24 protein-coding genes and 1 pseudogene are annotated in these 24129 nt (G+C 63.3%); 20 read left to right on the top strand and 5 right to left on the bottom strand.

Annotated features, from left to right (window positions below; translation table 11 throughout):
- Nucleotides 1-100: 100 nt before the first annotated feature.
- From ACFFBG_RS08250 to ACFFBG_RS08230, 5 genes are all read left to right on the top strand, one after another.
- Nucleotides 101-1357 (top strand): DNA cytosine methyltransferase, encoded by a 1257-nt coding sequence (locus ACFFBG_RS08250; protein ID WP_375477541.1) that lies wholly within the window; start codon nucleotides 101-103, stop codon nucleotides 1355-1357.
- Nucleotides 1354-2580 carry a hypothetical protein gene (locus tag ACFFBG_RS08245; RefSeq protein ID WP_375477539.1) on the top strand — a complete coding sequence of 409 codons (1227 nt, stop codon included), beginning with the start codon at nucleotides 1354-1356 and terminating at the stop codon, nucleotides 2578-2580. Before ACFFBG_RS08250 ends, ACFFBG_RS08245 begins: the two co-directional genes overlap by 4 nt.
- 237 nt (nucleotides 2581-2817) lie before the next feature.
- The gene (locus ACFFBG_RS08240) at nucleotides 2818-3297 is read left to right on the top strand and encodes a glycine-rich domain-containing protein (RefSeq protein WP_375477537.1); all 480 of its coding nucleotides are present in this window, start codon (nucleotides 2818-2820) and stop codon (nucleotides 3295-3297) included.
- A gap of 115 nt (nucleotides 3298-3412) precedes the next feature.
- Nucleotides 3413-4243 (top strand): HNH endonuclease, encoded by an 831-nt coding sequence (locus ACFFBG_RS08235; protein WP_375477535.1) that lies wholly within the window; start codon nucleotides 3413-3415, stop codon nucleotides 4241-4243.
- Between the two features lie 167 nt (nucleotides 4244-4410).
- Entirely contained in the window at nucleotides 4411-4824 is a 414-nt protein-coding gene (locus tag ACFFBG_RS08230; RefSeq protein ID WP_375477533.1) for a helix-turn-helix domain-containing protein, read from the top strand.
- Nucleotides 4825-6703: 1879 nt separating this feature from the next.
- On the opposite strand, the gene ACFFBG_RS08225 is transcribed toward ACFFBG_RS08230, so the two are convergent.
- Complete coding sequence (locus ACFFBG_RS08225; RefSeq protein ID WP_375477531.1) at nucleotides 6704-8950, bottom strand: protein kinase; 2247 nt, start codon at nucleotides 8948-8950, stop codon at nucleotides 6704-6706.
- 76 nt (nucleotides 8951-9026) lie between these two features.
- Between ACFFBG_RS08225 and ACFFBG_RS08220 the strand changes: the two genes are divergently transcribed.
- Nucleotides 9027-10535, top strand: a complete 1509-nt coding sequence (locus ACFFBG_RS08220; RefSeq protein ID WP_375477529.1) for a recombinase family protein — start codon at nucleotides 9027-9029, stop codon at nucleotides 10533-10535.
- 51 nt (nucleotides 10536-10586) lie between these two features.
- Nucleotides 10587-11387, top strand: a complete 801-nt coding sequence (locus tag ACFFBG_RS08215) for a DUF2971 domain-containing protein (protein ID WP_375477527.1) — start codon at nucleotides 10587-10589, stop codon at nucleotides 11385-11387.
- A gap of 233 nt (nucleotides 11388-11620) precedes the next feature.
- Here the strand turns inward: ACFFBG_RS08215 and ACFFBG_RS08210 are convergent, their stop codons facing one another.
- On the bottom strand, nucleotides 11621-11902 hold the full coding sequence (locus ACFFBG_RS08210) for a helix-turn-helix domain-containing protein (protein ID WP_375477525.1): 282 nt from the start codon (nucleotides 11900-11902) through the stop codon (nucleotides 11621-11623).
- Nucleotides 11903-12224: 322 nt separating this feature from the next.
- On the opposite strand from ACFFBG_RS08210, the gene ACFFBG_RS08205 reads away from it, so the two are divergent.
- Nucleotides 12225-13313, top strand: coding sequence for a hypothetical protein (locus ACFFBG_RS08205; protein WP_375477523.1), 1089 nt, complete (start codon nucleotides 12225-12227; stop codon nucleotides 13311-13313).
- Between the two features lie 19 nt (nucleotides 13314-13332).
- Here ACFFBG_RS08205 and ACFFBG_RS08200 read toward each other — a convergent pair whose 3' ends face one another.
- Together ACFFBG_RS08200 and ACFFBG_RS08195 are read right to left on the bottom strand one after the other, a co-directional pair.
- Nucleotides 13333-13512, bottom strand: coding sequence for a hypothetical protein (locus ACFFBG_RS08200; RefSeq protein ID WP_375477521.1), 180 nt, complete (start codon nucleotides 13510-13512; stop codon nucleotides 13333-13335).
- A 666-nt stretch (nucleotides 13513-14178) separates the two neighbouring features.
- The gene (locus ACFFBG_RS08195) at nucleotides 14179-14697 is read right to left on the bottom strand and encodes a hypothetical protein (RefSeq protein ID WP_375477519.1); all 519 of its coding nucleotides are present in this window, start codon (nucleotides 14695-14697) and stop codon (nucleotides 14179-14181) included.
- A gap of 457 nt (nucleotides 14698-15154) precedes the next feature.
- Between ACFFBG_RS08195 and ACFFBG_RS08190 the strand changes: the two genes are divergently transcribed.
- A complete protein-coding gene (locus tag ACFFBG_RS08190; protein ID WP_375477517.1) occupies nucleotides 15155-15364 on the top strand; it encodes a hypothetical protein in 210 nt (69 codons plus the stop codon).
- A 68-nt stretch (nucleotides 15365-15432) separates the two neighbouring features.
- Here ACFFBG_RS08190 and ACFFBG_RS08185 read toward each other — a convergent pair whose 3' ends face one another.
- Nucleotides 15433-16383, bottom strand: a complete 951-nt coding sequence (locus ACFFBG_RS08185) for a hypothetical protein (RefSeq protein ID WP_375477515.1) — start codon at nucleotides 16381-16383, stop codon at nucleotides 15433-15435.
- A 173-nt stretch (nucleotides 16384-16556) separates the two neighbouring features.
- On the opposite strand from ACFFBG_RS08185, the gene ACFFBG_RS08180 reads away from it, so the two are divergent.
- The 11 genes and pseudogenes from ACFFBG_RS08180 to ACFFBG_RS08130 form a co-directional block, all read left to right on the top strand.
- Nucleotides 16557-16688, top strand: coding sequence for a hypothetical protein (locus tag ACFFBG_RS08180; protein WP_375477514.1), 132 nt, complete (start codon nucleotides 16557-16559; stop codon nucleotides 16686-16688).
- Complete coding sequence (locus ACFFBG_RS08175) at nucleotides 16689-17018, top strand: hypothetical protein (RefSeq protein ID WP_375477512.1); 330 nt, start codon at nucleotides 16689-16691, stop codon at nucleotides 17016-17018.
- 3 nt (nucleotides 17019-17021) lie between these two features.
- Nucleotides 17022-17234 (top strand): hypothetical protein, encoded by a 213-nt coding sequence (locus ACFFBG_RS08170; protein ID WP_375477510.1) that lies wholly within the window; start codon nucleotides 17022-17024, stop codon nucleotides 17232-17234.
- Entirely contained in the window at nucleotides 17231-17395 is a 165-nt protein-coding gene (locus ACFFBG_RS08165; RefSeq protein WP_375477509.1) for a hypothetical protein, read from the top strand. The genes ACFFBG_RS08170 and ACFFBG_RS08165 overlap by 4 nt, the downstream gene beginning before the upstream one ends.
- Before the next feature lie 153 nt (nucleotides 17396-17548).
- Nucleotides 17549-17716 carry a hypothetical protein gene (locus ACFFBG_RS08160; RefSeq protein ID WP_375477507.1) on the top strand — a complete coding sequence of 56 codons (168 nt, stop codon included), beginning with the start codon at nucleotides 17549-17551 and terminating at the stop codon, nucleotides 17714-17716.
- Complete coding sequence (locus ACFFBG_RS08155) at nucleotides 17713-20004, top strand: type IV secretory system conjugative DNA transfer family protein (protein WP_375477506.1); 2292 nt, start codon at nucleotides 17713-17715, stop codon at nucleotides 20002-20004. The genes ACFFBG_RS08160 and ACFFBG_RS08155 overlap by 4 nt, the downstream gene beginning before the upstream one ends.
- A gap of 130 nt (nucleotides 20005-20134) precedes the next feature.
- A complete protein-coding gene (locus tag ACFFBG_RS08150) occupies nucleotides 20135-20905 on the top strand; it encodes a replication-relaxation family protein (protein ID WP_375477504.1) in 771 nt (256 codons plus the stop codon).
- Nucleotides 20906-20947: 42 nt separating this feature from the next.
- On the top strand, nucleotides 20948-21535 hold the full coding sequence (locus ACFFBG_RS08145) for an antirestriction protein ArdA (protein ID WP_375477502.1): 588 nt from the start codon (nucleotides 20948-20950) through the stop codon (nucleotides 21533-21535).
- 92 nt (nucleotides 21536-21627) lie between these two features.
- Nucleotides 21628-21999, top strand: coding sequence for a multiprotein-bridging factor 1 family protein (locus tag ACFFBG_RS08140; RefSeq protein ID WP_375477500.1), 372 nt, complete (start codon nucleotides 21628-21630; stop codon nucleotides 21997-21999).
- A 95-nt stretch (nucleotides 22000-22094) separates the two neighbouring features.
- Nucleotides 22095-22634: an ImmA/IrrE family metallo-endopeptidase gene (locus ACFFBG_RS08135; RefSeq protein WP_375477498.1), complete on the top strand. Its 540-nt coding sequence runs from the start codon at nucleotides 22095-22097 to the stop codon at nucleotides 22632-22634.
- Between the two features lie 11 nt (nucleotides 22635-22645).
- A pseudogene (locus ACFFBG_RS08130) lies at nucleotides 22646-23665 on the top strand (recombinase family protein); the annotation flags it as partial.
- Nucleotides 23666-24129: the final 464 nt, after the last annotated feature.

Here is a 24129-nt window from a genome sequence, read left to right as displayed (position 1 = left end):
GGCTAGTGTCGGTGGCTGCTGCTAAACCACACTGCTGTAATTTAAAGGCGACGAGCAACCGACAGGGGGCCGCGATGCTGGTGGTGTCAGGAAGATGACCATGACGGCCATCGACCTCTTCTCTGGCGCAGGCGGGGGCAGCCTCGGACTTGTCCAGGCCGGTTTTGATCTTCGGTTCGCGGTCGAGATGGACCGCGACGCAGCCCTCACCCACCACCGCCATCTGCCGGGCCGGACCCTTCAGACGGACATCCGGGACTTAGCTCCGGGGAAGCTTCTCGACGCCGCCGGCGTGGGTGTCGGTGACCTCGACCTGCTGTTCGCCGGGCCGCCGTGCCAGGGCTTTAGCATGATCGGGCCGCGGCAAATCTCCGATCTGCGCAATTCACTGTTCCGCGAGGTGCTCCGGGTCGCCGAGGTCATGCGACCGCGCGCTGTCGTCATCGAGAATGTGCCGGGCCTCGTAACGCTCGCGGACGGTCACTACCTCTCCGGCATCCTTTCGGGCCTAGCCGACCTCGGCTACCACGCCGCCTGCGCCGAGCTACTGGCGGCGCAATACGGCGCACCCCAGATGCGATGGCGACTCGTCATCATCGCTTGGCGCAGCGATCTCGACATCCCCCACGGCTTCGGATTTCCGACGCCAAGTCACGGTTCAGCGGGTATCGGCGAGCTGGTCTCAAACGTCACCATCCCTGAGCAGGCCTACGCGGGCTTGATCAACACCCGTGAGGCCATCGGCGACCTGCCGGCCATCAGCGCGGGCCAGGTCGAGGACTATTACGTCGGACCGGCGCGGCTTCCGTTCCAGCAGCAAGCTCGCACGCTGCTCGGTGGCACCCCCATGAGCAGACACGAGTTGCACGACCACTACTCAGCAGCGCTCGGCCGAGACACGCTCGCCCGGCTTCAGCACCTGGACCCCGGTCAGGACTGGCGGGACCTCCCGTTCGATCTGCTGCCGGGCAGCATGAAGCGTGCGCTGCGCAAGGACCACACCCGCCGCTACCGGCGTATGACCTGGGACGGCGTCCCACGTTCGATCATCACGCGGTTCCGGGATCCAAAATCCGGCGAGTACACCCACCCGGAGCAACACCGCACCATCAGCATCCGGGAAGCCGCCCGCATCCAGGGCTTTCCTGACTGGTTCTCGTTCGCCGGAGCGAACACGAGCAAGTACACCCAGGTCGGCAACGCAATCCCCGTGCCGCTCGCTCGCGCTATCGCCGGCGAGGTCGCCGCCTGTCTCGGCGGAATGGACGGCCGAGCGCGCCTCCTAGACCCGTTCCGGCGACGCCCGAACCCGATGCTTGGCCGGTTCGGCGAGCTGGCGGAGCGCGCAGCGGCGTGACGGTTCCCGGCGACCCTGGACCGTCCCGTGGGACGCAGCGCGCGGTCGAGCGCGAGGAACGTGCGGCGCATCAGGCGGCCGAGCGAGTAGCCGCAGCTCAGCAGCGTGAGCTTCTACGGCCACACGTCGCCGAATGGTTCGGTCACCGCGTGTTCCCTGCCGTGGCGAGTGGTGCACAGGCCCGCGCGGATCAGCTCTCGCAGACCTGTCCATTCCTCTCGCGTGTTGCTGAGCGCACCACCCAGTGCATCAAGAGCGAGAACAGCAAAGGCGTCTGCACGATCAGCGCCGGCAGCAACGGCCCGCGGCAAGATTGGTTGGTTTGTCCGCACCGCGCCCTGGACGACGTCCTGCTGGACACGATGGTCAAGCGACTCTTCGGCATAGCGCCCGACGTCAAGGTCGGCATCATCCCCGTCACCAACCTTGCCGTGCCAGCAGTCCGCGACCGCCTAGTCGAAGCGGTGCAAAACCCGGCGGCTCCGAGGCAGTTCATCACGTTCCAGCAGTACTTCGGCGGCGAGATCAGCCTGCCGCGCTCACCAGCGAGTCCTGAACTGTCGTTCGATGCGACCGTTGTTGAGGTCGTGGCTGACCCCGACGGGCCCGAGAATGCCGTCCGCCTCGACCGCTACGGCGTAATCGAGATGCAGACCACCGATACGCACGGCTCCTATCGGCATGCGGTGGAGGCGTTGCGCAGCGCGCTCGACCTCCACGGCAGCGACTTCGCGGAGCAGATCGCCGCGCATCCTGAGTGGCCGGGTCGCCGGGTCGAGGGGCCCAACATCAGCAACGTCTTCAAGCGGACCTTCTACCAGGTCATGTTTAAGTTTCAGATCACTAAGCGCTCGTCTTCGGCGGGGTGCATCCTGGCGCTGCCCCGCCCTGTCTGGGACAGCTGGCTGCCGTTCCTCGGCAACCCGCAGATCGTCAACATGGGCGACGGCACGCATCAGCTGGCCGCGCCCGGCGAGATGGTCGATGCGTCGTCCATACCGGTGCCGAGCTGGATCTACGTGTTCGATGTGGACGACGAGCCGCCTGCCAGCGGCGGTCCGACGCCGATCGACGTCGACTTGATCATCGCGACCGACTCACCGACGCTCAGCCGGTTGGCGCTCGAGGTCGCACCGACGAATGCCATCGGCGACAGCCAGGACGATGACACCGTACTACTTGCTCTGCACCGGCGCGTCGGCCAGTTTCTGGCCGTCGGCTAGGGCCGTCGCGGCACGGGTCTGACCTTGACCGCGACCGTAACGCGCCGATTCTGTCGGCGGTCCGGCCTATCCTCTGAACAGCAAGAAACCCACCAGGGATTGCCGGGTGGGAACCCGCAGGTCTGATGGGCTTCGAGCTGCTTGGTAGGCACTCGGAAGCTACCGGACGCGCCCAGTGCGCCGGTAGCGGGCTCTCCGACTTGCCAGATGCGCCTCGGCGCGGAGAGCAGGACATCAATGACTCAGCTCGCAACCGATGCCGCCAGCATGTCGGCGGCTGACGCCATGCGGCGGCTCGACCAGGTCGACCTGTCCATGATTCGGATGAAGCTGGCCGACCCGAACGAAGGCAAGGGCTGGTCCTTCGACCAGCTCGATCGGGCCGAGCGTGAATACCGCCGGTTCCTAGCGCTGCACCTGATGTACCCGGAGATGGCGGTCGTGCCCTGCGGGATGGTCGACGAGGTGTGGCACGCCCACATCCTCGACACGTTCGCCTACGGGCCGGACTGCGAGAAGGTGTTCGGCTTCTTCCTGCACCACTTCCCGTACTTCGGCATGCGCGGCGAACAGGACGCCGCCGACCTCAGTGACGCGTACGAGCTGACACTGACGCGCTACGAGCTGGCGTTCGGGGAGCCGCCGGCCGGCGTATGGCGTCCCGAGGACAACGCCAAGTGCGGTCGCACCAACTGCAAGCCGCAGAAGTGCCGGTAGTTTCGATCTGCTTTCCGGAATTTGGCGCGGCTACCCATCAAGCGGCTCACGCCAGTCTGTCGCAGTTGTCACACGGCCGCTGGCGTCGAACGGCGTATGTGAGGCGGAATAGCAGATGACCGAGTCGCGTCGGGCGATCCCCGAGGAGCTGAAGCGTGCTATACGCCAGCGCTGCGGATTCGGCTGCGTTATCTGCGGCATCCCGCTCGTACATATAGACCATATTGAGGACTACAGCGTCGTGCTGACGCACGAAGAATCAAATTTGACCCTGTTGTGCCCTTCGCATCACCAGGAAAAGACGAACGGACTGTTGTCCCGCGAGGCCGTTCGCGCCGCGAACGACGACCCGTGGAACCTGCGAACGGGTGTGACGACTCCGTACCTATTGCACTACGGCGAGGAGTCGCCGACCTTCGTGATATCGGGTCAGGAATTTCGCGCCCCCGCCGGCGCTGAATATTTCGTACCGTTCATGATCGACGGCGCGGCCCTGATTCTTGTCGAGCGCGAGGCGGGACAGGCGCTGATCAGCCTGCGAATGAACGACGTATTTGACTTTCCTCAACTAATCATTGCGCGCAATGAGATCTTGATGTCAGCGGCAGCCTACGACGTCCAACTGAAAGGAAATACGCTGACAATCCGCGAAGCACCCGGCAAAATCTTGGTTGAACTCGTGTTTGACGTGTCGGCGAATAAGGTTCGGCTCGAACGCGGCACGTTCCGTCTCAACGGGGTTCAGTGGGTGATAGCGAAAGATCAGCCAATTGTCTTACCTACTCAAACGATAGGATCGATCTCGATCGGCGCGGCGAGCGTCACCTTCGGCACGCAAATCGGTCTCGGCCTCGGCATTTGTCCGCCCGACGCTTCAATCGGCGCACGCATCCCGCAGATCGATCGCTATACACGTGGGCCTGCCAAACTACCGAAACAGAAGTAGGCCGGTCTGGTCCAGCGCGTCGAGTCACCTTGCGGCACGATCACCAAGTGCATCCACCTCGGCTTCCAAACGAGCTGGCCGTTGCCCTACGAGCCACTCGGCGAGTCGAGCAGGCGGCCGTCAACGAAGCGCAGCGGTCCCGGGCGATAGCTGCGACCTCCCGCTTGATGTTGGCCGCGGTCAACGGCGGGTGGACGGTTACGGAGCTGGCAGCCGTCGTCGGGCTGAAACGCCACGCGGCGTCGAAGCGAGTGAACTTTGCTCGTCGAGCCTCTGGACCCGCGCTCGGCGTGGACGTGCCGGCCCCGCTACCGGTTCCAGAACGCCTCGCCATCCTCGAGCAGCCGCTCGGCGAGCGTGAGTGGTTCTCGACTCGTGAGGCTTGGCAATATGCCGACGTCAGCGAACACACCGTCCACAACTGGCTGCGGCAGGGACTGCTGCCGAACACTGATCGGCTCGGGGGCAGTTTTCTCATTCTCCGGGCCGACCTTGACCGCGTGACACGAGCGCCCCGCTACAACGGCCGCGGCGTGGACAGCCGGGCGCTCCTTGAACGGATCCAGGCGTCCGCGATCTGACGATCCGCGCCGTGGCTATTCGCACGCACGTGCGCAACGCTAGCCGGATGAGCGACCCCGACAACACCGGTCAGTACACGACCCACCAGTCCGACACCGGCTTGTTCAGACGCCCGGTCGACGACAAGTACCGCTCACGTTTGCGCGACCCGCAGTCGTGATTGCGCGCCGCGTATTACTGCTTCGTTCCAAGCTCAAGAGGCCACGACCCTAGGCTCGAAAGTTGTCCCGATCGGATCGGCTCGGCCTGCCCCGGACCTAGGCCGCCCACCACCGCGCACTGGGACCTGATGTGCCGCGAGCACCCCCTCAGGATCGACATGCACGACTGAGTCGAGAGAGAGCCATCTAGCCGGCGGTTGTCGCAAGCCGCTGATAGCCGCGCTGGCTCGAACTCGTTAGTGATGGATTCACTTTCTACAATGGCAACGCTGACTAAACTAGACCATGCCGCGATGACTATCTTGGTAATTCGGAGGAACTGTGTCGATGATTCTGTCGATTATCGCAATCGCTGTCTCGCTGATCAGCGCCGCCAATTCAGTCCGAACACGAAGGCACCAGGCCTACAATTCCCAACATACTTCACTGATGATGCACCATCAACTTCTTGTCACGGATCACGACGGTATTTCCCCGCACTGGGCTCGGTGGTTACGGAACCCGGAGGAAATCGGCGACTGCGCCACTTCGGTGTACTACCTGTTGGCGGCCCACCTAGGACATTACGAGAAGCTGGTGCTTGAGTGGCGGAGGCCCTTGTCTAGACTGCGTTGGAAACCGGCAGGCGGTCACACGTCGCCGAATATTGGAAACGATCTAAACCGGTGGCTCGAAGTCGTAAACGAGTACCTGCGGACTCCTCTGTACTCTCTGTACTGGGCGATTGACGGCGACACGTATGACTCGGCGCTAAGCGACGAGATAGGGTTGAGTCTCGAGGCCCAACGGAATGCAGACATCCTGGGCGACAAAGTATCGATAGATTGGTGGCATCGGGGAGTACGCCTGATGACGAGTCGCGCTCCCGATCAAACCAGATTAGAAACATTCATCGCGGCTCTTCAGGAGGTGAAAAACAGTTCACTGCCCTAGCTGTGCCCCAGTCGCGCGGCCCGATCGCCGAATCACACAGTCGACAGAAACTTGTCCTCATCTCCGATGGCACCTCTGGCCAAGACGTACGATATGGTCTGGCGTCGAGACGCACGGGCCTCCCCGATATGGTCAAATTCCGGAAAGACATCATAAGCGCGGGTTCGAAGAATGCCTTCTCCATCGGCCCATGCCAGTAGGCGCTTGGTATCAAATTCCATAGCCGGAATCTTCCTACTCACCCAACTGGAAAGCACCCACGGAAGGCTCGCCACATCTCGTCCGTCTGATCGGACAGCCAGATTCCAATCCAAGCTTGACGAAACTCTCACGCGCGTTGGCACGCTAGGGCGGCTCGGATTGGAACGTCGCTGAGTCGCGAGCACGACGAACTCAAATCGTGTCGACAGCATCTCCCGATAGATGACCGTCGGCAGCATGCTGTGTCCAGCATCAAAAATGAACCGGTCTGACACTGCATCTGCAGCCCAATATGCCAATCCGCAGACCCCCTTACCCTGATCCATGTGCAATGTGACGTCGGGCGCGACGAATCCGACCTCCTTAGCAATCTGTAGACCGAATTGAAGTCGCGGTACAGACTCACCTGCAAGCACTATGTGTCGCACTCCCGCACGCCGCATCGCCAGAAGAGTCCAGAATAAAGCCGGACGACCGGCAACGATTAACTCTGACTTTGCCGGTCCGGACAGTCCAAGCCGGGCACCGTGCCCTCCTATTGCTACAAGCCCATGCGTTATCATGATCGAAAACAATTATGCGCTTAGTATAACGGTGCGGCAATGCTAATGCGGCGATTCTGCCTAACCACATTCGGAAACCCCAAGAATTCGGCACTCGCAGATGCGACCGATTTCCACTCTTCTCGCGTCGGTTCTGCGACAAACACCCAAGCCTCCCACAGGCCGAGATGACGGGCCGCGAACTCCGAGCCATGGTCAGGTTCGCGTCGAATGGGAGGCTCTAGACCCATCCTCTCTTCTTCCCAGTGTTCCGCACGACGGTAGCCGGGGGCCTTTCGCGGACAGTAGAAAAAGAGCCGGTTCCGGTCAACACCAGACCGCCGGCCAAGTTCAGTTTCGATCGCAGCGCGGCCCTGCACCCCGAAGAACCCCTTGTTTTCCAAGGTAGCCCCCATGTCCTGGTAGCCGCGTTCCGTCCGCTCGTGGTCCGCTAGAAGAAGCGCCCGATACACCGCAGTCGGGAGTGCCCGATAGCGGAGCCGCCTCCCGAGCTCTTTCACGTAGGGCTTTCTCGAGGACTCGAGCAGGGCAAGGAGGCCCTCGTCGCCTAGGGCGGTGAACGTGTCGTCTGAGATCGCTCTACCCCGCGGGGAGCTCATCTCCGTAAGAGCCTTTCCTAAGACAGCGTCTGCGGCAATCTTCGTGCTGTGTGTATAGACCTTCAAGAATAGGGCGTACCGCTCGGCTAGCAACATCTCTACGGCAAACTTTCGGTCGACGCGCATACCAAATTTCCCCGATGTTTGGTAGACGAGTCGACGCTCGCCCTGACGAGCGCGTTCGTGAAGCCGCAACTGGCGGAAGAGGGCGGTGTCTACTCGGTGATCGAGGCCGCACCGCACTGAGTCTCGATTGATGTAATCGACAACATCAGCGCCCACCACTCCACTAACAGCTTGATACACGACGTCGTCGGCAGGATCCGGCGTCGATGGATTCAGGATTGATATAACTGCGCGCCCGACATCCGACAGGCCAAGAATCTTGCCGAGCTCGGAGACGGAACAGTCGACGAGGTTTATAAATCGCTGCAGATTCTCGTCATGTCGGACGAGAATACCAAGTTCGTCCTCGATTGTGTGACCCATCGGAATGTGGGCGACATCGTGCGTCAGCGCGTATAACCGGGCAACTCGTCTGGTATCTAATTCGATCTTTACGCCGGTCTGATCCTCGATCGCGCGCATCATGGTTTCGACACGATCTAACGTACCTATCGAATGAGAGAATCGCGTGTGGTCGGCCCCAGGGTAAACAATATTGGTCATGCCAAGCTGCTTGATGTAACGTAGTCGCTGCATTTCTCGTGTATTGAGAACCTGGAATTCTAGATCCGTGAGCCTCACGTCGCCGTAGAGGTCGTCGCGTATCACATCTTTAAAGATCAGGCCCGACTTGCGGTCCGGCGTAGACACCTTCGGAGAGCCACGTAGTAGCGCCAGTATTTCGTCAGCTTCAACCACGGCGTCCTGCGATGTTGGCCGGCTGTCGTCGTCGATCGTCAGGAGCCGAGTAAGGAAGCGAGAGGTCGCGGGTGACACTTGCGAGTTCACCGTCGACGCAGGCACCAATTGGTCGTTTTCCATTGAGTCACGAACCGATGTTGCGGACCCTTCTGACTCAACCGCCCATGGAAACATGCCCGTCAGCATTCGGTAACCAAGAACTCCCACTGCGAAGACGTCATGAAGCGCGACCGCGAGCGCGGGGTCGTGCAGTTTCGCGGGCGGGGCGAAGCGGGCCGCCCCGGCGCGCCAGAATGAGTCGGCAAGTCGAATATCTCGTGTTCCCGACCGCTTACAGAACCCAAAGTCAATTAGCGTCGCGGTCGACGACTCGGTGTCAATAATTACGTTCGCATCTTTGATGTCCCGATGGACCATACTCAGGCTGTGCATGTAACGGAGTGCGTCAAGTATCTGACGAATATAGACAAGCGCCTCTACCTCCCCGAATACTCGTCCCAGTTCTTTCCAATCTTCAATCAGGGACAGGAGTGAGCGGCCAGGCGCTTTCGTCATTACAAAGTATGGCAACGGCGCGTCTGCGTCGGCGTCGATGATGCCCGGGATTGCCTCATGGCTCAATTGGCCGAGCGCGTCCAGCTCAATTCGGAAGCGCTCACGCTTATCCGCGTCAGCAGCAGTGCATTGTTTTAGCGCTCCGGCCACGTCATCGCGGGTCACGTCATACACTCTCGCGAAGTCGCCAACACCGAGTTCGCCGAGGACGTCCCACTCACCGATGCGACCTGGCAATTCTGTCATGCTGCGCGCTCCTGGTAGGAAATTAAATCGCCTCGCTCCTTCGCGCATTCTAGAGGTAGCGAGGCCTAATATCTGCATGGCCACAAACGCAGATCTCTACCTCAGATTGTCCATCGACCACGAGCGGGCAACCGCCATCGAGCGGCAGGAGGCAGAGTGCCGGCGCTGGTGTCTTGAGCACGACCTGACGGTGCGGCGCGTCCATGTTGACCGCGGCGTAAGCGGTTTCAGTACGACGGCGCACCGTGATGGCTTCGAGGCAGCCCTCGCCGCGGTGGTGACCGGTGAGGTGTCGACGTTGGTGGTGTGGAAGCTCGATCGGCTGTCGCGTCGTGGCATCGGCCAGGTAGGGCAAGTGCTTGATCGATTCGAGCAGGCCAGCGGTCGGTTGGTGTCCGTCATGGACGGGCTGGACACGACGCAGCCGCAGGCGCGCATGATCATCGCGCTGCTTTCGGAGTTCGCCCGGGCGGAGAGCGAAACCATGGGCGTACGGATCAAGTCCGCCAAGGAAGCGCAGCGGGCCCGCGGCGAGTGGCTCAGCGGCAAGCCGCCATTCGGCTACGCGATTGCCCCGGACCGCAGATTGTGCCCGGTCGAGCCGACGGCCTCCGCCGTCCGCGAGACCTTTCAGATGATCATTGATGGCTCCAGCTTGGTGTCCATCGCTCGACACCTCAACGCGCAGGGCTTTCGGAGCTCCCATGGCGGCCTGTGGCGGGACTCCGCGCTATCGGAAGCGTTGCGCAGCCCCGCCTACGCCGGGTTCACGCCGGTGCGGCACGTCAACGAGAAGGGCCTGCATGCTGCCGGCATCCCCGACATCTACCGGGACCGAGAGACGGGCGAAGCCGTTTCGTGTCTGACGGCTGGTGCAAAGCCAATCGTCAGCCGGGCAACCCAGCTGGCTGCGCAAGCGGCCTTGCTCACTCGTCAACAGCGCCACCCGCGTGGCACAGGTCCGCGCCGGCCGGCCTACGCCCTGCTGCTCCGAGGCATGGGCAGATGTGGCGGCTGCGGGCACGCGCTCGTCACGTACGGCGGGTACCGCCGTCGAGTCTTGGACCGCGAGGGGAACGTGGTGTGCGGCGAGCCGGCCAACGCCGCCGTCGGAGTGGTGGACCGGCACGTCACCGCGGCATGGATCAATCTAGTGGCGAGCTCCGGTCCGGAGGGCGAACGGCTCCGACGAGCCGTAGCCTCCCGCTGGCTTGCGACAGCGGACAGGCCCTCACGGAACGGCTCTGGCGAACTCACCACGCAGATCGCGGAACTGACGGCGCGACTCGACGACGCTGATGCCGCGAGATACGTCCACGGAACGCTGGACGAGCGACGCCACCGCCAGGTGAGCGTTCGGCTGAGGGAACGGATCGAGACGCTAAGCGTCGCGCTGGCTGGGCAGCCACCATGCGACACCGATCAGCTGCGCGACCACGAATTCGTGGTTGATCGATGGGCAGGCGAGACGCCCGATGGGCGTCGCGCGCTTCTGCGGATGGCCTGGGACAGCGTCACGATCGCGAAGGCACGCGTACGAGGTCGCGCATTCACTCCGGGGCGGCTGTCGTATGTCGCCTGCTGATGGCCGGCGCGCAGACAACGCCCCTGGATGTGCGTACGTCAGACTGTCATGGTGTTCACTGACGCCGATGCCCATAAGTACGTTTGTCACTACACGTCGTCCGAGGCATTCTTGACGCACATTCTTCCGTCGCTTTCTCTGCGCATGTCGAGGTTCGAAAATCTCAACGATCCGCGCGAGAGCCGTGAATGGGCGTGCACGCTCATGGTGCCCGATGAACTCATGAGCAAGGATTGGGACGTTCTTGGCGTAAGTGATCGTTTTACTGCCTTCATGAAATCCAATGCAAAGCTGCTCTGTGTGACCCGTGACGATCCGAGCCTTGCCCCTGAGCGCGTCAATCACTTGTACGGGAGGGGGTACGCCCATCCGAGCATGTGGGACAGGTACGCACGTGGGCACACGGGAGTGTGCCTCATGCTTGACGTGGTCGAATTGGACAGGGCCGTGATTAAAGCATCGAGCGGTCAAGAGACTATTTACCATATGGGCGTCTCATACGAGGACATGCCTGAGACCGAAACTCTTGCTTATACGGTTTCGGCAAAATCGATAGACGAATACGGTGAGTCGGCCGTGTTCGCCGATCACCAACGCCAATTCCACGGGCCACTGTACTTCTGGAAATCACGTGACTGGGCCGCCGAATTCGAGTATCGATGGGTGCTGCTCGACGGCAGTTCGGCCGATATTTACATAGACATTCGAAGCTGCTTGAGCGGAATCGTATTCGGCGAGGCTTTCCCAGCCGGCGCAATGGACATGGTGCGACACGTTCTCGGTGGCAGCCCTACCCAGTTCGCGAAGATGCGCTATCGAAACGGGCATCCGATCGTGCTGCCGCCGAACTAAGGCCCAGCGTAGTAGCTTATGCCATCGAGCGAGATACTCTTATATGGCTTGCCATCTTGCTTCAGAATCATCCGCCCGTCGCTACTAATGAGCATTGCCATTCGGCGGCCGTCATCAGCGAACACAATAACCCAGGCATTGCCTCTGGGCGACACATCGCTTTCGTTCTCAACGCTCTCACTCACGAACTCAGCGTAGTCGGGGCCGCCCAGCGGGTAGTGCCTTTCGGGCAGCTACCGCCCGATCGCTACGCCCGGCTTCGACCGGGGCAACAGGTCGGGCACCTCAACGTCCAACACCTCGGCCAGCGCGACCAGCGTCTTCAACCGCGGGTTCGCCGGTGTGCCAGGGTTCGACTCGCCCTTCTCGAGCTTGCGATAGGTGTAGGCCGAGATGTCGGCAGCGGCGGCGACACGTTCCTGACTCAATCCCTTGGCGGTTCGGAGCCGGTGCAGGCGGACGCCGAGGTCTCTGGCGTAGCGCTCCCACCCGTTGCGGGGCGCGCCGGTTGCCATCCCCCAACCCTGAGGTCATCCTTACTTGAGCATGCGCATGTATACATGCGAAAATCGGCAGCGCGCTCGGCGGACCACCGCCGGGGCACCGGGGACGGGAGAAGTGCCATGAGTGGTGGCGGCGGCGGATTCAGCAACGACGGACTGATCGGTCAGACGGGACTGCGGCACCGGCTCTATCGAGCCATCGCGCGCATCATGCCTGCCAGCCGGTAGGTCGCGCTCACCTAAGAACGCCGCCGAGCCTTGCCTGGCGCGGCGGTGTTCTGCATTCAGAAGCACTAGGGCAATGTCTAGTGAATTGGTATACTTATAGCTAGTTATGCACGACCCGCTTCACCGCCTGTACCGCGCCAAGCTCCTCCTGCTTGCAACGTTGCTGCTGTTCGTCGGACTCGGCCTGTTGATTTTCGGCCACTGGATCCAGCACACCGACGGCTGGCGCTGGTTCGCGGATTGGCCGCTCAGCGACATCGGTTCTGGCATGTTCACTACCGGCCTGCTCGGCGTGGCGTGGCAATACGTCGATGGTCAAGACAGCGAAGTCCGTGACACCGAACGCCTCAAGCGCGTCCTGGCCGAGTCGGCACCCGCAATGCGTGACGCCGTAATTGGCGGCTTTGCATTCGAACCGGAGGATCTCGCCCGCGTCGCCACACCCGAGGTGCTCGACCAGATCGTCACCAACGGCCTGGCGCTGCGCCTCGGCGACGCCGGCTTCGCGAAGGACATCTACCAGAACGTCCGGCAGCAAGCCGTCGGCGTACCGGAGCGGTTGCACGACGCCCGGATCTCCGTCCATTTGTCGCCCCTACCTGCAGGTAGGGGCACGGCCAAAGGCCGTGCCGCGCTGTTCGTCGCCACCATCCGGTGGGAGGCGGCGCTTCATCCCCAGTACCAGACCAGGCGCTTCACCTGCGTCTCGGACATCGCCGAATTCCGCGACATCAAGCAGGAGTCAGCGGCAAACTCCGCCTGGTACGTGGGACCACGCACCGGGCTAGCCGCCGAGGATCGGCAAACCTTCGAACTTCTCGACTTCACGGTCGACGGCCAGGCGCGGGCGATTCGCCGGACGACGAAAAAGGGCAGTCAGAGCTACAGCGTCAGCCTCGGTCAAGAGGCCATGACGAGCGCCGAGCGCGTCACGATCGCGTACACGACCCGAACGCTGGTCGCGGTCCACGAGCATCTATTGCAACTCCGCGTCGACCAGCCCACGCGAGGATTGAGTGTCGAACTCGACTACGGCAGCACCACGATCGAGCACGTCAACGTGCTCGACTTCATCGCCGGCAGCGAGCCTGTGCGCGTGGCTCGAAGTGCAACGTCAGTGCCGGAGAAGGTTGTCACGGTCGAATTCGACGGCTGGGCATTCCCACGCAGCGGGGTCGCCTTCGTCTGGAGCTAGCTAGTGGACGGAGTTTGATTCAGAAGCCGCAACCGCGGCCGCTGTCGGCGGTCAAGTCCTTGGACATAGCGTAGTGTTTGATCTTCGAGGTGATCTTGGCTAGGAGGGCTGTTGCCGGGTCGGTGGTGAGCAGTCCGCCGGTGGATGGCCTCCATTCGTCGATGTCATGGGCCACGGGGCGGGCCGGCAAGCTGGCCATTCGCAAGCCTGCTCGGTGACAAGCATGGAGGCTGGGCGATGCCGCGCAGCGGCGTCTCCCTGATTTGGCCCTATTCCACCATCGGCGTGGCGCCGCGATCCCGCCTTCTCGCCGTGAGACAGTCGCGGTGCAATACGAATGTGGGCTCTATGCCACCAACCATGACATCCAGACCGATGAATAAGCGGGAGTCAGGTGGGCACCAGCACTTGCTTCGCACACGCGCAGATAGAGCTACGCGTTAGGAAGCCTTTCGGTTCTATCCCACTGGCGGAGCCAGGAATCGCCCCGGGAGTCTCGGAACTCAAAAACGAGCGCTCCTCTGCCAAGCGTATTGGCGGCTTCAGGTATGGGCCCATAAGCTCTGTCTTTCGGAGCGACGAAGTCTGCATTCATAGGGCATTCGATAGGGTCCGATCCGCTAAGGAAATAAACACGCAGACTCGTCACTACCTCATCGCTGTAATTCATGATCGTGACATCGCCATTGGCGACTGCCCCAAGGACGCCGTTAGCGAGCCGTTGTCGCTCACGGTCAAAGATTCTCTTCGCAGCACGTTGCGCGTAGATCAACGCGGTCGCCGCGGCCCCAGCGGAAAGAACTCCAGCGATCGAACCCAGCCACGCGGGGACACTGCCCCAGTCTGTCATAGCGAGATTCCGAGATCACACGATGCAAGCTGCGATCGAGTACGTGTATTGAAAAAGTTCGCGCTTCGTTGCTGCCAATTTGAGATTGGCGAGCATCAACACCAAGGCGCTAGCCCGCAACGTGTCCGCAGCATGCAGTTCTTCACGACCGCGACGTTGCCGCTTACTGATTCGAACGCCGCTAATTCCTGGCTCGGTACCCATGGTCACAAAGGTCTCCGTCTGCAGCTGCTCAGCCGTCCAACGAATGGGCTGATCGCCCGTCAAGGGGTGCACGGCCGCCAGCGTCACGGTGTTTACTTTGTTCAGCGCCGCAGCTCGGAGCGCCAGGATTTCGTCTACCGATTTGATGTACGGAGCGCAGATGGTAGCAATCTCCGACCAGGCTCCAGATCGAGGTGCGGCCTGCAACGCTCGCTGGCGCGCGCCGTATTGATACCCACCACCTGTGGCGGCGTTTCGCTCGGCCGCGGCCTCGGCGTTGAGTTGAGGGTCGTCGCACGCCTTGCGAAGCTTCTCGAACTCGGTCTTCATTCCCGCGATAGTCGACGACGCGAGGGGCTGCCTCAACGTAACGGATTTATAGTGCTGCAACAGACTGCCAGCAGCATCCAGCGCAGTCAAAAGAGAACTTGGCACCCCGCAATTGCCTTCCTACTAAACTTCGGTGTCGGCAAAGACACCGAAAGCTACCGGCCCGTAACCTGTTTGTCAACTTCCAGTATTGCAAACTGTGACCGACGCGCTCATACTCCAGCCAGCGCCCTGTGACATCAAACGTCGCAACCTATGGCGCAGAAAGCGAAGGACTATGAAACTTGGCGAACAGAGTGGGAGGTTAGAGCTAAATGTGCAAGATGTCGACGAACGGGGAATACTGTATTTAACGTCCGACATTGCTGGATCGGAACCAGCCATTCATGCTTCTTGGCGATCGAACTTTCTGCTTGCGAGCCAGGTCATTCGGCAAGCGTGCCCTAGAAATCTGTGCATGGTCGAAGATATCAATTTCTCGATTTCTGGTCCACCTGCAGAATATGCGCTACTTGGTCTGGCGCACTATATCGAGCAGGTACATAGCTCGGATCTGAACGGTGCATTGCTTAATCTTCAACTGCATTCCAAGGCAATTGACATGTATCTGCAATCGAAAGATTGGCTCGATGCCAGGCAATCCCAGCCTGCTAACTGGGAGGCCTGAAAATATCTCACAAGTGAGGTCTGCCCGAGTCACGATGCAAGCGCGGCTTGTTCATAGATACTACTTTATCACCATTGCCATGCGATCCCATGGAACAACCCGCCGTACAACTCGTAGTAATCAGCGCTGACAGTCTGCCTTCTAGGAGTTAAGCGTCGGCCGGCGCTGAATTCGCCCGGCCGTTCGAAATAAGTTAGCCGGTCGAAGGACCAGATCGTTTGCGGCCGCTCACCGAGAAAGCTGACCTCAAAGTTGGCATGTCGCGTCGGCTCATGGAACGCGCGGCTCGCTTCCGTCAGCCGGACGGCCTCGCCGGCGTCACTGTCAGGCACAACCCGGAATCGCAGGTCGTAAAAGCGCCCGCGTCGCATGGGTGTCTTATGCCAGAACTGGTGTGTGTAGCTGTCGCTAATTCGTTTCAAGCGCGCCGTGAAGTCGCCGTCGGCGATGACGCGGCCTGGAAACGAGCTTGAGATCGCCAGGTAGTCAGCCTCGTCGAACGCGGCGAACAGCCGATAGTGCTCCTGCGTTTCGTGCCACAGGCCGTCCTTGACGATCGTGCGGATTGTGACTGACTCGAAGACGGCACCGTTGTGAGACTCAGGCACGCGCACCGATAGCGGCGACTTCGGGTACCAGCCGGTGATGAGCTGCGAGCGCAGGTGTTCAAGTGCCGGTCGTTCCTGGTTGGCGACGGTGTCCGTCCCGCGCTCGATGGTCGTGCCGTACAGAGCCCGGCGCTGATCGACCCTCGCGAGATCGGCCGTCTGCGGTGTCAGCCTGAAAATCGCCATCAGCAGCTCCGGCTCCGGATCGCGCAGCGACCGGATCGCCGAGATGAAGCGCTCGCGGTGGACTTCGAAGGTCTGGTCGCTGCCGCCGAGCATGTGCAGCAAGATCGGTGCCTTCACGAGCCGCGACGGCGTGAATCCGGCGTGCTTCCGCAGTAGGGACAGCTCGGCTTCGAGTGCCCTGGCCGCTTCGGCGTCGCGGCGGCCTCGCCAGTCGCTCGGCATCACCCGCCCAGTATCGCGGCGCGGTTCCGAATTTCTTCCGACTTTCGGCGGACGGTCCGCGGCTGTCCCAGCACGTTTCTAGCGTCGAACTTGTCGCCGGTGCAGGTGCCGGCGAGCGGGCGTTCGGCCTCGCGTCACAGGTACGGCGTCCGTTGGCCATAAGCGAAAGGACCTGCATGGAGAAGCCGTTGCCGCCCGCAACCGATCCCGACTGCCCGTGGTTCGACGAGGACTGGTTGCTCGACCACCCGTTCTTCCCACTCGATCCACGCGTCGTCACCGTCAGCACCAACTCGAAGGAGAAGTAGATGTCTGAGATCCAGCAGTACCGCACCGCGTCGATCACCCGCGGCGTCAGCCGTCAGGTCGGCCGATCGCTCACCCGCATCGAGGGCAACGCCAGCGTCGACATCGCCCGCGTAGAAGCACGGGCCGACGTCGACACCGCCAAGGTGAACGCTGGCGTCGCCGTCACCCAACAGGCCCTCGCCGGCGCGCAGTACCTCACGCACCTGGAAATGACACTGGCCGAGCAGACGCCTGCGGCAATGTCGCGCCTGGCCCAGATCGGGACAGCGGGCAACTTCCTGTTGTCCCAAATCGTCATGGACACCGGCACGAAGCTGCGGCGGATCTAGTCCATGCTCGTCATCCTCCTGGTGATCGCGGGCGTCGCCTTCGCGGCGGCGCTCGCGGTCATCGGCTACCTCTACTTCGGCGGCAGCACCCTCAATCAGCCGGCTGTGCAGCGGCACCTCGTTCGTCAAGAACAACGGCTCGCCGAGGCGCGTATGCAGCGCGCCATGCAGGACACGATCAATGAGATGTTCCGGGCGGCCCGGGAGCCGCGGTGAAGAGCTGGCGGACTCGGCTCGCTTCCAGCGCGCTGTTGCTGCTCCTCACGGCCGGCGCGCTGCGCGTGGGCTACTGGCTGCTCGCGCCGGCGATCCCGTGGCTCGTCGTCGCCGGCGCGCTGGCCGCGATCTACCTGCTGATCTTCCGGCCGCCGCGCTAGCCGCATTGCTGCGAAATGGACAACGCCGCCCAGAGGTCGAGGGCGGCGTTGTTCATTTGACGGCTTGACTGTTGCCTGCGAGCAACGCATAACAACAACTAGGGATCCGTTGCTGATGAGCAACACAAGCTAAAAACGGAAAAGGAGGAGCCAATGAAGCGACACCGCGCCATCGTCATCCGTGGAGCGCAGCGCCCCGAGATCGACGCCGCCATGCTCGCGCAGATTCTGCTGGCCTTGGCGGCGGAGTGGGACAAGCCGGCTGAGGCCCCTTCGTCACCGGATGCGTTCGACGCGGCGATCGAGGACCGCGCCGAATGACGTTGTTCAGCCTGTTCGTCGGCACCGCCGCGGTCGTCCTCGGCATCATCGTCGGCGCGCGCTGGTTCAGCTACTCGAGCTGGCGGCGGACGCTCGTCAGCTACAACCTGACGGTGCCGAGCGGCTTGGAGCCCGAGCACGTCGCGACCTGGCTGGCGTCGCTGGCCGCATTGACGCACGCGCCCCGCGGCGCGATCGTGCCGTCGCCGCCCGTGGTCTTCGAGATCGACGCGACAGACCGCGGCATTCAATATCGGCTGCGGTTGCCGAAGGGCATGGTCGGCGCGGTGTTGGCGAGCGTGCGCGCTGCCATGCCGGGCGCTCGCCTGCAGCCCTTGCCCGATGGATCGGCGGCGGAAGGCGGTCGGCTCGCCGCTGCCGCCGTCGTACTTCGTGGTCGTCGGCGTCAGCTCGCCGTCGATCGTGCTACCGCCGTCAGCCTGGCGCTCGCCTCCGGCATGCAGCCTCTCGAGCGCGCCGAGCGCATCACCTGGCAGTGGATTTTCACCAGCGCCGGCACGCCGGAGCCGATCTCGGCCCAGACCGCCAGCCCTCGCGGGGAGCTGCCATGGTGGCTTGAGGGCGATGCGCCGGCCGACGCCGATGAAATCCGAGCGGCACGCCTGAAGCAGCGGCAACCGCTGCTGCACGTCGCCGGCCGCGTGGTTGTGCGAGCGGGGAGTCGGTCTCGTGCCTGGTCTCTGTTCGGCCGGGTGTGGGGACCCGTCCGACTGCTCAACGTGCCCGGCGCGCAACTGGCGCGCTCGTTCTGGTCGGCGCGGGCCGTGGCGGCGCAGGCGTTGCGATTCGCCGTCCCGCTGGTGCGCTGGCCGTTGCTCATGAACAGCTCGGAGTTGGCGGGGCTATTGGCGCTTCCACTCGGGGAAACCGCAGTGCTCGGCGTGCCGCTGCCGCTGACCAGACAGCTGCCGCCGCCGCAGGAATTGCCGCGCGTCGGCACCATAGTCGCCGACAGCGGCTACCCGGAAAGTGACCGGCCGTTGGCGATCAGCACACGCGACCGGCTGATGCACGTCGCCCTGCTCGGCCCGACGGGCACCGGCAAGTCCACCCTCATGATCAACATGGCGCTCCAGGACGCCGCCCAGGGTGACGGCCTGGCGGTGCTCGATCCCAAGGCGGACATGGTGCTCGACCTCGTCCGCCGGCTGCCGACGAGCCGCCGCGACGATCTCATCCTGATCAACCCGGCGGACACCGACCGGCCGGTCGGCTTCAACGCGCTGCGCACCGACGGCAGCGAGCAGGCCCGTGAGCTGGCGGTCGACCACGTGCTCCACGTGCTGCACGAGCAATGGAAAGAGTTCTGGGGGCCGCGCACCGACGCCGTGCTGCGCGCCGGATTGCTCGCCCTCGGCAGCACACGCGCCGCCGACGGCTCGGCGTTCACGATCTGCGAACTGCCGGCGTTGCTCACGGAGAAGCCGTTCCGGCAGTGGGTCTGCACCCAGTCGACGATCGCGCCGGCCGTGCACGACTTCTTCACCTGGTTCGAGGCGCTCGGTAGCGCCGAGCGGACGCAGGTCGTCGGGCCGGTGCTCAACAAGCTGACCGCCTTTACCCAGCGCACGCCGCTCCGCCTGATGCTCGGTCAGAGCGACGGCATCGACCTGGCGCAGGTGCTCCGCGAAGGCAAGGTGCTGCTGATGCCGCTCAGCCGCGGCCTGATCGGCTCCGAGACCTCGGCGCTGCTGTCCAGCCTGATGATGGCGTCCCTCTGGCAGGCGACCCTCGGCCGGGTGCGCGTGCCGGCCGAACACCGCCGGCCGTTTTGGCTGTACGTCGACGAAGCGAGCGAGGTCGTCCGGCTGCCGCTCGACCTGGCCGACGTCATGGCCGAGGCACGCGGCATGGGCGTCGGGCTGACGCTCGCCGCGCAGCACCTGAAGCAGCTGCCGACGCCGGTCCGGGACGCGCTGCTGGCGACCGTCCGAAGCCGCATCATCTTCCAGGTCGAGGAGGCCGACGCCTCGCTGTTGTCCCGCTCGTTCGCACCGGCACTGTCCGCGGACGACCTGCAGGCGCTCCCCGCCTACGAGGTCGCCATGCGCCTCTGCATCAACGGGCGCACCAGCCGGCCGGTGACAGGCCAGACCCGCCCGTTGCCCGAGCCGCTGCACGAGACCGGCGACATTCGCGCGGCGAGCCGGCAGCGCTACGGTGTCGACCGGGCGCAGGTCGAACAGGCCCTACGGAACCGGCGTCAGCATCAGAGCCATGTGCCCCCGGTCGGCCGACGCCCGCGCAGCGGCGGGGGCAGGCCATGACCCGCGTTGCGGCCGGCGTTGCACTCGCTGTTGCGGTCGCGTCGAGGCGCAAGCTGCGCGACCACCCTATTTTCGGCCCTGCACGGCGTAGTGCGCCAACGACTCCTATAGCTCTAAGGAGTTGCAGCTGATGGCGCGCTGCCCTGACCTGTCGCCGCGTGACCGCAGCATCCTCCAGGATCTGGACCGGGTGCGGCTGCTGACCGGCCGGCAGCTTGAGCGGCTGCACTTCGCCGAGCTGGCTTCTCCCAACGTGCGGGGGAGCGCTCGACGGCGCAGTCTCGGACGGCTCGAACGTCTGCGGCTTGCGACGACGTTGCCGCGGCGGGTCGGCGGAACGCGGGCGGGTTCGGCCGGGCTCGTCTACACGCTAGACAGCCGAGCACACCGGCTCCGAGAACTATGGGACGACGCTCCGCTACTCACACCGAACCGGATCCGCCGGCCGTGGGCGATCGGCTGGCCGTTCGTGGCGCACACCCTGCACGTCGCCGAGCTGTATGTCCGCTACCGGGAGCACGAACGGGCCGGCGCGCTGCATCTGCGACGTTTCGTCGCCGAGCCGCTGTCCTGGTTCTCCACGACGAACGGCGTGCTGAAGCCGGACGCCTACGTCATGTACGACGACCAGGCTTGGGAACACCATCGTTGGCTCGAGGTCGACCGGGCTACAGAGAGCGGGCCGACCGTCCGCCGCAAGTTGCTGATCTACGCCGAACTGCTCCGGGCCGGCCAGAGCGGCCCGGACGGCGTGCTGCCGACGGTCGTCTTCACGGTGCCGAGCGAGCAACGCCGCGCCCAGCTCCAGCGACTTGTCGACGGCATTCAGGTACCGGCTGACTACCTGGCCGTGGCCCGCTTTGACGACTTCCTTGCCGGGCCGGGACGGCCACCGCCGTGATCGGACTGCTCATCAATGACTAACGAAAGGAGATCACTTTGTATGAACGAACAGAACTACCCCGCAACGCTTGAGGCTGACCAAGAGCCAGCCGTCCCGTTGCCGGAAATCTGGGTCGGCAGTCTGGAGGACTACACCGATGGTCAGCGCTACGGCGCGTGGCTCGATGCCGGCCAGCGCACACCCGACATCGTCGCTCAGATCCGCGCCATCGTCGATCGAACACCTGACGCGCTCGGTAAGCGCTGGCGCGTCTGCGACCTGCGCGGCTTCGGCGGCTGGCAGCCAGCCGAGCACGAAGGACTACGCCAAGTCCTCGACGTCGCTCGCGGTATCGCGATCCACGGCCAGGCGTACGGTGCGTTAGCGGCACGGCTCGGGGCCGACAGCAACGCCGTCCGGCTCGACAACTACCCGAAGTCGTATATCGGCGGGTGGCCGTCGCTCACCGACTTCGTGGCGACCGTGGCCCGCGAGTCCGGCTGGTACGAACAGCTCGACCGGCTGCCGACTGGCGTGCGCCCGTACGTCCGCTTCGACCTCGATGCGCTGGCCGCGGCCGCGCAGCAAGAGTTGACCGTCATTGACCACCCCGACGGTGTCTGGGTGTACGACCCGAGGCTCTGGTGATGTTGTCAATTCTACCGTTGCCTGCGAGCAACAGAAGGCAGATAATGGAGGCATCACCAACGAACCCGGCCGGAAAGGAGCCGAGCACGCCTATGTCAGACTCACTCGGCATCACCATCCGGTCGGCCCGGGAAGCCCAGGGGCTCAGTCTCCGGCTGCTGGCGCGCCTCATCGGAGCCAACCCCACGCAGGTGCTGCGCTGGGAGAACGACGACGCCGTGCCGTCCCCGAAGGCGCTTGCCCTGCTCGCCGAACAACTTGAGCTGCGAGCCTCGGAGCTCTTCACGCTGGCCGGCGTCCCCCTACCGAGCGACCTGGCGACCCTGCCGGCAATGCTGCGGGCCGACTACGACCTGCCACCTGAGGCCATCGCCGACATTGAGCAGTACATCGACACGGTCGCCAAGCAGTACCGCGACCCCACCAAACGATCATCATCTCGAAACGAAAGGAGGGAGACATGACGAAACCATCACCACTTCAACCAGAACCGGGCCGCGCGCTGCTTGCAAAGCTGCGGGCGACGATGCCGGTCCGACCGCTCGCCTATTACGAGCACTTGATCATCGCTGAGCGGCAGGCGACACAGCTGCTGGGCCTGCTTGATCAGACCGAACCCGGGGTTTCCCTCGAGTGGCTGACCGACGGTTCGCTGCGCAATGTCGACGTCGTCATGACGCCGCGCTGGCGCATGGAGAGCCTGTCCGGCATGACAACCTGGCGCGACGGCCGCTGGGTCATCGGCATCAACAAGGGCCAACCGCAGGCGAGAAGGCGCTTCACCCTCGGCCACGAGCTAAAGCACGTCGTGGATGCCCACCGCGACAAGATCACCTATCAGAACATCACGCCCGATCAGCGGGAACGCATCGCCGACTACTTCGCCGCCTGCTACCTCATGCCGAAGATGTGGCTGCGCCGGGTATGGGCGCGTGGCATCCAAGACCCCGAAGCCTTGGCCGGCTTGTTCAAGGTGTCGGAGGCGGCGATGCGCAGACGCCTTACCTACTTGCAGTACCTGAACGACGAGCCTGACCGGGCGACCAGTACGTACTTCCGAATGACAACGCCGCCAAATCTCGGCGACGCGGCAGCGTAGGGAGCACCGACGTGGGATTGCGCAAGACCACTTACAGACCTGGCAATAAGGGCCTCGCCTACCTGCGCGTCTCGACGTCCGGCCAGGTCGAGACCGAGTTCAGCAACGAGGGCCTGAGCTTGCCGGCGCAGCGCCGCAAGGTGCACGAGCACGCCCATGAGACGCACCGAGAGATCGTCGGCGAATACGTCGAGCCAGGCGTCACGGCGACCTCGATCGAGAAGCGCAAGAGCTACCAGGCGGTCATCGAACACGTGCGTACCGATCCGACGATCTCGTTCGTCATGGTCTACGCCACCTCTCGGATGAACCGGAACTGGGAAGAAGACGCCGTCATGGGCATGACCCTGCGCAGCTACGGCGTCCGCTACCTCTCGGCGACCGAGGACATCGACGACGAGGACGCGGACAAGCGCGCCATGCGCGGCTTCCTGGCCGTGATGAACGGTTGGCAGTCCGAGAAGGCCAGCGCCGACATCCAGTACAAGATGACGCAGAAGGCGGTCATCGGCGGCACCCCCGGCTACGTGCCGATCGGCTACATGAATGTCGGCCAGCAATACGAGGGTCGGCTGGTCCACACGGTGACGACCGATCCGGAACGGGCCGAGCTGGTCACCCGCGCATTCACCCTGTTCGCCAGCGGCCAGTACACGATCCGCGACCTCGCCGACCATCTGAACGACTCCGGTATGACCGCCCGGCCGAACCGCAGTCGGCCCAAAAGGCCGGTGACCGAGGCCATCGTCCGTCGCATGCTGGCGAACCACTATTACCTCGGCAACGTCACGTGGAGCGGCGTCGAGTACGACGGCCGGCATCCGCGGCTCGTTGAACCCGGGGTATTCGAGCGCGTCCAGCAGCTCCTCACGGGGCTGCCCGGAAACGGCGCGCGCCAACGCCGCTACAACCACTACCTCAAGGGCGTGGTCTGGTGCGAGCGGTGCAAGCACCGCCTCATCGTGATGCGTGGCAAGAGCCAGACGGGCGAGCTGTACTTCTACTACGTCTGCCGCGGGCGGCAGGAGGCCGTTTGCGATCTGCCCTATCTCCGCGTCAGGCAGGTCGAGCAGGCGGTCGAGGCGCATTACCACAACGTCCGCCTGCCGGGGTCGACTAGACGACGGCTGCTCGACCTGCTCGATGACGACAGTCTGCTGATCCAGGCGGATGACCAAGTCAAGCGCGAGCACTCACTCGCACGTCTGACGGAACTGGAACGCGCCGAGGACCGGCTGCTCGACCTGGCAGCCGAAGCCGACATGCCGAAATCAAAGATCACCGAGAAGCTGCGCACAATCCGGACGGAGCGCAGCCATCTCCGGGAGCTACTGAACGAAACGAGCGAGCGCCTGAACCGCGGGCGTGACGCCCTCAGGACGGTGCTGACGTATCTCGACGATCCGCACGCGCTCTATTTGCGTGGCGGCACGCAGACACGCGTGAAGTTGAACAGGTTGATCTTCAAGAAGCTGTACGTGGACGTGGACGAGGA

It is taken from the genome of uncultured Jatrophihabitans sp. (genome assembly GCF_964251945.1).
GTDB lineage: Bacteria > Actinomycetota > Actinomycetes > Mycobacteriales > Jatrophihabitantaceae > Jatrophihabitans.
Note: the sequence above shows the minus strand (reverse complement) of the source record. Positions and strands in the feature narration are given on the sequence as shown.